The organism is Melaminivora alkalimesophila (genome assembly GCF_000282995.1).
In the GTDB taxonomy this organism is placed as follows: Bacteria; Pseudomonadota; Gammaproteobacteria; order Burkholderiales; family Burkholderiaceae_C; genus Melaminivora; species Melaminivora alkalimesophila.
On the sequence record NZ_ALEE01000401.1, the window covers coordinates 1 to 10,165 of the forward strand.

The window sequence follows — 10,165 nt, forward strand, 5'->3', positions numbered from 1 at the left end:
GCCGCGGCGGCCTTCCGCTGGCCGCGCATGGAGCACTTCAACTGGGCACTGGACCATTTCGACCGCCTGGCACGCGAGCAGTCGGAAGCGCCGGCGCTGTGGATCGTGAACGAGGGCGCGGGCGAAGAGCGCGTGAGCTATGGCGAGATGGCGGCGCGCTCGGACCGCGTCGCGAACTGGTTGCGCGGCCTGGGCGTGGCCCGCGGTGACCGGATCCTGGTCATGCTGGGCAACGAGGTGCCGCTGTGGGAGTCGTTGCTTGCGGCCTTCAAGCTGGGCGCGGTGGTGATCCCGGCCTCGGCGCTGCTCACGCCCGAGGACCTGCGCGATCGCATTGGCCGGGGCGGCGTGCGCCACGTCATCGCCGGGCAGGCGCATGTGCCGAAGTTCGACGAGGTTTCGGGCGACTACACGCGCATCTGCGTGGGTGCGGCACCGCAGGGTTGGACCGATTTCGCGGACAGCCGCCAGGGCAGCGCGGACTTCGCGCCCGACGGCCCGACGCGCGCCGATGACCCGCTGCTGCTGTACTTTACGTCCGGCACGACCTCCAAGCCCAAGCTGGTGTTGCACACGCACCAGAGCTATCCCGTAGGGCACCTGTCGACCATGTTCTGGATCGGCATCCGGCCAGGTGACATCCACCTGAACATCTCCTCGCCGGGCTGGGCCAAGCACGCCTGGAGCTGCTTCTTTGCGCCCTGGAACGCGGGGGCGTGCATCTTCGTGCACAACAACGAACGCTTCGCCGCCCGGCCGCTGCTGGAGGCTATGGCGCGCTGCCAGGTGAACACGCTGTGCGCGCCGCCGACGGTGTGGCGCATGCTGATCCAGGAAGACTTGGCGGCGTGGCGTGACAGGTTGGCGCTGCGCGAGGTGATCGGTGCGGGCGAGCCTTTGAATCCGGAGATCATCGAGCAGGTAAAGAGCGCCTGGGGCCTGACGCTGCGCGACGGCTACGGCCAGACCGAGACCACGGCGATCATCGGCAACGCGCCGGGGCTGCCGGTGAAGGCGGGCTCGATGGGCATGGCGCTGCCGGGCTACCGCGTGGCGCTGCTGGACGTGGACGGCAACGAGGCCGAGGACGGCGAGGTGGCGCTCAAGCTGGATGATGCACCCGGCGATGCGCCTGGAGGCCTCCCGGGCACGGGCCGGCCGCTCGGCCTGATGGCAGGCTACGCGGACAGCGCCGAGCGCACCGCCGCCGTGATGGAAGGCGGCTACTACCGCACGGGCGACGTGGCGCGGCGCGACGAGGGCGGCTACTACACCTTCGTGGGTCGGGCCGACGACGTGTTCAAGGCGAGCGACTACCGCATCAGCCCCTTCGAGTTGGAGAGCATCCTGATCGAGCACGATTCGGTGGTGGAGGTGGCGGTGGTGCCCAGCCCCGATCCGGTGCGCCTGTCGGTGCCCAAGGCCTTCATCACGCTGGCGCAGGGCTGCACGCCCGACGCGCAGATGGCGCGCGAGATCCTGGCCTATGCGCGCGGCGCGCTGGCGCCGTACAAGCGCGTGCGGCGCATCGAGTTCGTGCAGGAACTGCCCAAGACCATCTCGGGCAAGATCCGCCGCGTGGCGCTGCGCCAGGAGGAGGCCGAGCGGCGCGGGCGCGGCGAGCGCGAGCAGGGCGAGTTCTTCGAGGAGGACTTCCCGGACCTCAAGGCCTGAGCGCGGCCGGTTCGGCTTCCTCACCACGTGGCCGCTGCTTCGCCCCGTTCCGCTGCCGCGCCGCGCGGGCGGCCGCGCGCCTTGCGGGCGCTCCTGCCCTTCCTGCGGCCGTACCGCGGGCCGATCGCGGCGGCGCTGGCGCTGCTGCTGCTGGCGGCGCTGGCGACGCTGGCCTTTCCGCTGGCGCTGCGCCAGCTGATCGACCAGGGCCTGCCCGGTGGTGGCGATGCCAGCGCCCTGCGCAGGCACTTCGGGCTGTTGTTCGGCGTGGCGGTGGCTGTGGGGGTGTTCTCGGCGGGGCGCTATTACGCCATGAGCTGGCTGGGCGAGCGCGTGACGGCCGACCTGCGCAGCAGCGTCTATGCCCATGTGCTGCGGCAAAGCCCGGCGTTTTTCGAGACCACGCAGACGGGCGAGGTGCTGTCGCGGCTGACGGCGGACGCCACGCTGGTGCAGACGGTGATCGGCTCGTCGTTCTCGCTGGGGCTGCGCAACGCGGTGCTCGGGGCGGGGGCGCTGGCGATGCTGGTGTGGACGAACCCGCTGGTGATGTCGGCGGCGCTGGCGGCCGTGCTGGTGGTGGTGTTGCCGGCGATGTGGATCGGGCGCAGCGTGCGCCGCCTCTCGCGTGCCAGCCAGGATCGCGTGGCCGACGCCAGCGCCATCGCTGCCGAGGTGCTGGGCGCCATTCCGGTGGTGCAGGGCTTCACGGCGGAGGGGCGCGAGGCAGCGCGCTTTGCGGCTTCGGCCGAGGAGGCGTTCCGCACTGCCGTGCGCAGAAGTGGCGTGCGCGCGGCGCTGGTCGCCTTCATCATCATCGCCAACGCGGCGCTGCTGCTGTGGGGGCTGTACCGCGGCAGCCAGGCGGTGCTCGCCGGGCAGATGAGCGCCGGCAGCCTGGGCCAGACCATCGTCTATGCGCTGTTCCTCGCGGGCGCGGTGGCCGTGCTGGGCGAGGTGTATGGCGATCTGCTGCGCGCGGCGGGGGCGATGGAGCGGTTGATGGAGCTGTTGGCGACCGAGCCGGAGATCCGCTCACCGGAGCCGGGCTCGGCCGTGCAGTTCGCTCCTGGGGCGCCGCTGGCGGTGGCCTTCGAAGGGGTGGGGTTCCACTATCCGTCGCGGCCGGACCGTGCCGCCCTGAGTGGCTTCACGCTGCGCCTGGAGCCGGGCGAGACGGTGGCGCTGGTGGGCGCCAGCGGGGCGGGCAAGTCCACGGTGTTCCAGCTGCTGCAGCGGTTTTATGACGTGGGGGAGGGGCGCATCCTGCTGGGCGGGCAGGACATTCGGCATTGGGAACTGCACGCGCTGCGCGAGCGCATCGCGACCGTGCCGCAGGACGCGGTGATCTTCTCCAGCAGCGCGCTCGACAACATCCGTTACGCCCGGCCCGAGGCCACGCGCGAGCAGGTCGTCGCCGCCGCGCGTGCCGCATTCGCGCATGAGTTCATCGAGGCGCTGCCCGAGGGCTACGACACCTTCCTGGGCGAGCACGGCGTGCGGCTGTCGGGCGGGCAGCGCCAGCGGATTGCCATCGCGCGGGCGCTGCTCAAGGATGCGCCGGTGCTGTTGCTCGACGAAGCCACCAGCGCGCTGGACGCGCACAGCGAGCGGGCGGTGCAGCAGGCGCTCGACGCGGCACTCGCGCAGGGTGCCGGCAAGCGCATCACGCTGGTCATCGCGCACCGGCTGGCGACGGTGCAGCACGCCGATCGGATCGTGGTGCTGGACCACGGGCGCATCGTGGAGCAGGGCAGCCACGCGGAGCTGGTGGCCAAGGGCGGGGTGTACGCGCGGCTGGCGCAGTTGCAGTTTGGCGTGTGAATGCCTTGAGCGCGCAGGCGGATGCAGGGCGTGCTGTCGTGGGCGAGGTCTGGCGGTCCGCCACGCTGCGAAATATAGCGTTTTGGCGGAGTGAAGGGGGTTTTCTAGCAAAATGGCTGCATCCATAGTGAAAGTGCAGTCCATGCCCGACACCCTTTTGGGCTTTCGCCGGCTCGCGGAAATCTACGGCATCCAGCTGGCGCAGCCGCTGTTCACGCGCAGCCGCCTGGGTCCGGTGCGCCAGCGCGAAGCGACGGACGGTCAGGAAATACGCACCTGGCCGGCCCGCTACCAGCCCGCCGACAGCTTCCGCGGGCACTTCGAATTCGGTCTGAAGTATGAGCGGCTGAGCCTGGAGTTCTTTTCGCGCCTGTTCCACCGCATCGAGCCGGAGGACGTGGCGGCCTGGGTGAGGGACGAGCCCACGGGGAGCTATGCGCGGCGCGCTGCCTTCTTCTACGAATGGTTCACCGGGCGGCAACTGGCCGTCCCGGACACGGCACCCAACGTGGGATACGTGAACGCGATCGATGCCGGCCAATACTTGGTCGCCCAGCGACCGGAGCGGGTGAGACGCTGGCGCGTGAATGACAACCTGCCAGGCTCGCGCGATTTCTGCCCGATGGTCTTCCTCGGGCCTCAGGAGCAGCGCGATTGGCTCTACGACGTGGCGGCGGGTGTCCAGACGCTCGACGACACCTACGGGCCAGAACTGCTCCTGCGCAGCGCGGCCTGGCTGACGTTCAAGGAGTCGCGAGCCAGCTTCGCGATCGAGCACGAGGCGGACCAGCAGGACCGGGTGAAGCGCTTTGCGATGGCCATCGCCCACTACAGCGGCCGCATGGACGATCCGATGGCGCCAGAGCAATTGCTCGTGCTGCAGCGGGCTGTGCTCGGAGACGCATCACTGCGGGCGGGCATTCGGCAATCGCCCGTGTTCGTCGGCGAGCGTGGTTTTGCCGGCGAGATCGTGCACTACATCGCGCCGCCCGCGCAGCTGGTGGTGGACATGCTCGATGCATTGCGCCGCTTCGAGGCCCGCACGCGGGGCGCGAGCCCGGTGGCGCGCGCGGCGGCCGTGTCGTTCGCCTTCATCTATCTGCACCCGCTCGCCGATGGCAACGGCCGCATTCACCGCTTTCTGATCCATCACCTGCTCGCGGCGGACAAGGTGGTGCCGGCCAACATCATCGTGCCGGTGTCGGCCACGATCGCCGGCTCGGCCAAAGGGCGGGCCAACTATGACCTGGCCCTGCAGGCCTTCTCGCGGCCCTTCACGCAGATGTACGCCGATGCCTACCGCTTTGGGCGAAAGAGCGTGTGCCCGGACGGCGTCGAGACCAATTTCGAGTTCCTGCAGACTCAGGATGCGCAGCATGCGTGGCGCTACCCTGACCTGGCCGGGCAGGCGCGCTATCTGAGCGGCGTGCTGCGCCAGACGGTCGAGCAGGAGATGGCACAGGAGGCCCTGGCGCTGCGCCGGAACGACCAAGCGCGGGCGGCGATCAAGGACTTCGTCGAGATGCCGGACGCGGATGCGGACCGGATCATCCGTTCGCTCAAGGAAGGAGGCTGGCAGGTGAGCAACAAGCTGCGCAAAGGACTGCCACAGATCTTTGCGGAGGATGGGGCCTTCTATCCAAGGCATGCGCAGATCATCGCTGCGGTGCAGGCTGTGTTTGCAAGCGACGAATCGGGAGCCAATTAGGGCTATGCCAATGGATGCGCAGCATGACTTCCACAGCAAAGGGAGGCCGCCCGCGCCGGCCCCCGGGCATGTAGGGGCTGATCAAGGCCACCAACTCGCCCCAGGGCACCACCTGCTCCATCTCCTTCAGGAACACGCGTCGGCGCGTGCGCTTGCTCGACTGGCCCAGGCCAAGGCCAAGGTTTTGCTGCCTCATGGGGCGTATCGTCTCAGCTGTGTGATGAGGGCGCTAGCACGGGCGCGGCGGATTTATGCAGAGGTTCCTTAGTCTGGCCGAGGCTGCTGGGCACGAACAGACAGCCACCATCGGATCATCCAAAGCGTGGCCCCGACTGCAGCACAGACGGTCATGATCCCATACACATCATCGTGCGCCACCATGTCCAGCAGCGGATTGGCAGACATGAGGGGCGCGAACGGGGCCATGTCGGCATGCATCAACCCGTCCAGCACGAGGTGGCTGAATGTCCCAAGAAACGCGCCCAGCCACACCGCAGGCGCGGAGACGGATTCAGGATAAATCCAGCGGGTGAATCCGTAATGCGCGACCTCCGTGTTGTAGCGGCCCACGATCATTCTTATGAGCCAAGGCGCGAGCAGCGCCGCGACCACACCCACCACGATGGCGCCCCACAGGGTGTGGCTGATGCCGTGCAGGACGTCATCATCACGAATCATTCGCACCCCGGGCTCGATGTCGATCAAGACCTGGGCCAAGCCAAAACTGACGATGCTGATGCGATGGCCGAGCGCAGCCTTGGCGACAAGCCCGGCCCCCATGTGAAAGGGGGTGAATGGCACGAATGACGATAGATTACAGCGGTTTTTGAACTGGAAAAAGAACGGAGGTTGCCGGCTTGGGAAAGGCGATGCCGGCAACAACAGCAGCTCACCCTTGCTTTTGCACCATCTTGATCACGCTGGAGAAATCCTCCGCTCCATGCCCCGCGAGGCTGTGCGCCGCATACAGCGCCCGCGCCAACCCGCCGAGCGGCGTGCTGGCCTTCATGGCCATGGCGTTTTCCTGCGCGAGGCCGAGGTCCTTGAGCATCAGGTCCGTCCCGAACCCACCCGCATAGCCCTTGCTCGCCGGTGCGTTCTCGTGCACGCCGGGATAGGGGTTGTATTTCTCCAGCGCCCAGTTGCCGCCCGAGCTGCGGCGCATGATCTCGGCCAGCACCTTGGGATCCAGGCCGTTGGCCACGCCCAGGGCCATGGCCTCGCTGGTGCCGATCATCAGGATGCCCAGCAGCATGTTGTTGCAGATCTTGGCGGTCTGGCCGGCGCCCACGCTGCCTGCGTGGAAGATGTTCGCGCCCATCTTCTCCAGGATCGGACGGGCGCGCTCCAGGTCGGCGTCGCTGCCGCCGACCATGAAAGTGAGCGTGCCGGCAATCGCCCCGCCCGTGCCGCCCGAGACGGGCGCGTCGATGAAGGCGATGCCCGCGGCTTCGGCGGCCTTGGCGACCTTTTGGCTGGTGGCGGCGGCAATGGTCGAGCTGTCGATGACCAACGTGCCCTTGGCGATGTGGGCGAGCAGCCCGCCCTGGCCGTCCTTGCCCAGGAACAGGCCCTCCACGTGCTGGCTGGCCGGCAGCATGGTGACCACGGCCTCAGCGCCCTGGACCGCGTCTTCGGCGCTGCTGGCGATGGTCAGCCCTTCGGCCCGGGCCTTGGCAAGGGCGTCCTGGCTCAGGTCGAAGGCCTTGACCTGGTGGCCGGCCTTGTGGAGGTTGACGGCCATCGGGCCGCCCATGTGGCCGAGGCCGATGAAGGCGATTTGCATGGGTTGTGTCTCCTTGAAAGAATCGTTGGGGTCTCAGCGGATGGCGTCCGGCGCGTCGCCGTCGAGCATGCGTCGGCCGATGATCACGCGCATGATCTCGTTCGTGCCCTCCAGGATCTGGTGCACGCGCGTGTCGCGCAGCAACCGCTCCAGCGGGTATTCGCGGATGTAGCCGTAGCCGCCGTGCAGCTGCAGCGCCTCGTTGACGACCTGGAAGCCCACGTCGGTGGCGAAGCGCTTGGCCATGGCGCAATAGGTGGAGGCGTCGCGCGCGCCGGCGTCGAGCTTGCTGGCGGCCAGGCGCACCATCTGCCGCGCGGCCACGAGTTCGGTGGCCATGTCGGCCAGCTTGAACTGCAGCGCTTGGAAGCTGGCGATGGGCTTGCCGAACTGCTTGCGGTCCTGCATGTACTGCTGCGCCTGCGCCAGCGCTCCTTGCGCCGCGCCCACCGAGCAGGTGGCGATGTTGATGCGCCCGCCGTCCAGGCCCTTCATGGCGATCTTGAAGCCCTCGCCCTCGCGGCCCAAGAGGTGATTGGCGGGGATGCGCACGTTGTCGAAGCTGATGGTGCGCGTGGGCTGGCTGTTCCAGCCCATTTTTTCTTCCTTCTTGCCGTATTCGATGCCGGGAAGGTGGGCCGGCACGGCGAAGGCGCTGATGCCGCTCGCGCCCGAGTTGCTGTCGCCCGTGCGCGCCATCAGCACCAGCACGTCGGTGGAGCCGGCGCCGCTGATGAAGGCCTTGGCGCCGTTGATGACGTATTCGGCGCCGACGAGTTCGGCGCGGGTCTTGATGCTGGCGGCGTCCGAGCCGGCGCCGGGCTCGGTCAGGCAGTAGCTGGCGAGCTTCTGGCCGCTGGTCAGCTGCTCGCCCCATTCGGCGCGCACCTCATCCGTGGCCCAGGTGCCGAGCATCCAGGTCGCCATGTTGTGGATGGTGATAAAGGCGGTGGTGCTGGGATCGACGGCGGCGAGTTCCTCGAAGACGAGGGTGGCGTCCAGGCGCGGCAACGCCAGGCCGCCGGCGTTCTCCGGTGCGTACAGGCCGCAAAAACCCAGTTCGCCGGCCTTGGCGATGGCCTCGCGCGGGAAGATGGCCTCGCGGTCCCATTCGGCCGCGTGGGGGGCCAGCTCGGCCTGCGCGAACTGCCGGGCCGTGTCGGCGAAGGCGCGCTGGTCTTCGGTCAGTTCAAAGTTCATGCGCGATGGTCTCCTTGGATACTCATGTTCTTATGGCTGCCCCGCCGCGCTGGTGGCGTCCCCCCTCCAGGTCGCGCAGCGACGCCAGAGAGGGGGAGGGCGCGTCAGCGCCTCAGGGGAACGCCTCTGTCACTTCAGGCTGATGGTCGTGTTCACGCCGTGGTGCAGCGTGCTGTCGTCGAACCAGCGCGCCGTCACGGTCTTGGTCTGCGTGTAGAACAGCACCACCTGCTTGCCGTAGGGGCCCAGGTCGCCGAGCTTGGAGGCGCGGCTGCCCGTGAAGGAGAACAGCGGCACCGGCACCGGCACCGGCAGGTTGATGCCGACCTGGCCGACGTCGATCTCTTCCTGGAACATGCGCGCGGCAGCGCCCGATTGCGTGAAGATGGCGGTGCCGTTGCCGTTGGGGTTGGCGTTGATGAAGTCGATCGCCTGCTCCAGATCGTCGGCCTCGACGATCGCCAGCACCGGGCCGAAGACTTCCTGGTCGTAGATGGTCATGCCGGGCTTGACGCCGCTGAAGATCGTGGGGCCGACGAAGTTGCCCTTCTCGAAGCCTTCGACCTGCGGGTTGCGGCCGTCGAGCTCGAGCTTGGCGCCTTCCTGCACGCCGCGTTCGATCAGACCCTCGACACGCTCGCGCGCCTGGCACGAAATCAGCGGGCCCAGGTCGGCGCCGGGGGTGGTGCCGGCCGAGACCTTCAGGCCCTTGGCCTTCTCGACGATGTCGGAGATCCAGTTGCGCGCCTCGCCCACCAGCACCACGACCGAGATCGCCATGCAGCGCTGGCCGGCGGCGCCGAAGGCCGCGCCCACCAGGGCGTTGAGCGACTGCTCCTTGTTGGCGTCGGGCATGACGATGGCGTGGTTCTTGGCGCCCATCATGCACTGCACGCGCTTGCCGGCAAGGCTTGCGCGGTTGTAGACGTGGGTGCCGACCTTGGTCGAGCCGACGAAGGAAATCGCCTTGATGTCCGGGTGGTCGCAGATGGCGTTGACCACGTCCTCGCCGCCGTGCACCACGTTCAGCACCCCGGGGGGAATGCCCGCTTCCAGCGCCAGCTCGCACAGGCGCATGGTGACCATCGGGTCCTGCTCGGAGGGCTTGAGCACGAAGGTGTTGCCGGTGGCAATCGCCATGGGGAACATCCACAGCGGGATCATGGCCGGGAAGTTGAAGGGCGTGATGCCGGCGCACACACCCAGCGGCTGCATTAGTGTGTAGGTGTCGACACCGTTGGCCACGTTGTTGGCGAGTTCGCCCAGCTGCAGGTTGCCGATGGCGGCGGCGTGCTCGACCACCTCCAGGCCGCGGAACACGTCGCCCTCGGCGTCGGGCAGGGTCTTGCCCTGCTCGGCCGTAAGGATGGCGGCCAGTTCCTTCATGTTCTCGCGAATCAGCTGCTGCAGCTTCAGGAAGATGCGCGCGCGGGTGCCGATCGGCGTCTTGCGCCAAGTCTTGAAGGCTTCCTTGGCGTTGGCCACGGCCGCGTTGACTTCCTCAGGGGTGGCAAAGGGCACGCGCGCCAGCACCTCCTGCGTGGCGGGGTTGACCACGTTGCGCCATTGGGTGGTCTTGGATTCGACCAGCTTGCCGTCGATCAGCAGCTTGACGGTGGGGGCCTGCACGGCCTGGGTGGTGGATGCGTCCATGGCGCTTGTCTCCTGAAAGAAGAGGGAAGAAAGAGGCGAAAGAAGCACGGCTATGGTAGGCGTGCAAAATTACAGGGGCAAGAGCCAATCTTGCACTTCGGCTTTGCATATTTGCACAGGCGTCGCACCACGGAGGAGGGCTTTCATGGACTGGGACAACCTGCGTTTCTTCCTGGAGCTGGCGCGCGCCGGCACGCTGGCGGCCGCCGCGCGGCGCATGGGCGTGGAGCACACGACGGTGGCGCGGCGCATCGAGAAGCTGGAGCGGCAGGTGGGCGGGGCGCTGTTCGCGCGCGATGCGGCCGGCCACCGGCTGGCGG

At 68.0% G+C, this 10,165-nt stretch carries 7 protein-coding genes and 2 pseudogenes; 4 read left to right on the forward strand and 5 right to left on the reverse strand.

The window, feature by feature from the left end; translation table 11 throughout:
- From A612_RS07720 to A612_RS07730, 3 genes are all read left to right on the forward strand, one after another.
- The coding region (locus A612_RS07720) for an AMP-binding protein (RefSeq protein WP_019373931.1) at positions 1 to 1,674 on the forward strand (1,674 nt) is incomplete at its 5' end.
- Between the two features lie 81 nt (positions 1,675 to 1,755).
- A complete protein-coding gene (locus A612_RS07725) occupies positions 1,756 to 3,498 on the forward strand; it encodes an ABC transporter transmembrane domain-containing protein (RefSeq protein WP_019373932.1) in 1,743 nt (580 codons plus the stop codon).
- A gap of 142 nt (positions 3,499 to 3,640) precedes the next feature.
- Positions 3,641 to 5,206: a Fic family protein gene (locus A612_RS07730; protein WP_019373933.1), complete on the forward strand. Its 1,566-nt coding sequence runs from the start codon at positions 3,641 to 3,643 to the stop codon at positions 5,204 to 5,206.
- Between the two features lie 7 nt (positions 5,207 to 5,213).
- Here A612_RS07730 and A612_RS16530 read toward each other — a convergent pair.
- The 5 genes and pseudogenes from A612_RS16530 to A612_RS07750 all read right to left on the reverse strand — a co-directional run.
- Positions 5,214 to 5,402, reverse strand: a pseudogene (locus tag A612_RS16530) (transposase); the annotation flags it as partial.
- A 68-nt stretch (positions 5,403 to 5,470) separates the two neighbouring features.
- A complete protein-coding gene (locus A612_RS07735; protein WP_141630342.1) occupies positions 5,471 to 6,007 on the reverse strand; it encodes a metal-dependent hydrolase in 537 nt (178 codons plus the stop codon).
- Between the two features lie 88 nt (positions 6,008 to 6,095).
- Positions 6,096 to 6,998, reverse strand: a pseudogene (gene mmsB, locus A612_RS07740) (3-hydroxyisobutyrate dehydrogenase); the annotation flags it as partial.
- A gap of 27 nt (positions 6,999 to 7,025) precedes the next feature.
- Positions 7,026 to 8,192: an acyl-CoA dehydrogenase family protein gene (locus tag A612_RS07745; protein WP_019373936.1), complete on the reverse strand. Its 1,167-nt coding sequence runs from the start codon at positions 8,190 to 8,192 to the stop codon at positions 7,026 to 7,028.
- Between the two features lie 129 nt (positions 8,193 to 8,321).
- The gene (locus A612_RS07750) at positions 8,322 to 9,845 is read right to left on the reverse strand and encodes a CoA-acylating methylmalonate-semialdehyde dehydrogenase (RefSeq protein ID WP_019373937.1); all 1,524 of its coding nucleotides are present in this window, start codon (positions 9,843 to 9,845) and stop codon (positions 8,322 to 8,324) included.
- A gap of 145 nt (positions 9,846 to 9,990) precedes the next feature.
- On the opposite strand from A612_RS07750, the gene A612_RS07755 reads away from it, so the two are divergent.
- On the forward strand, positions 9,991 to 10,165 hold a 175-nt coding region (locus A612_RS07755; RefSeq protein ID WP_040436325.1), incomplete at its 3' end, for a LysR family transcriptional regulator.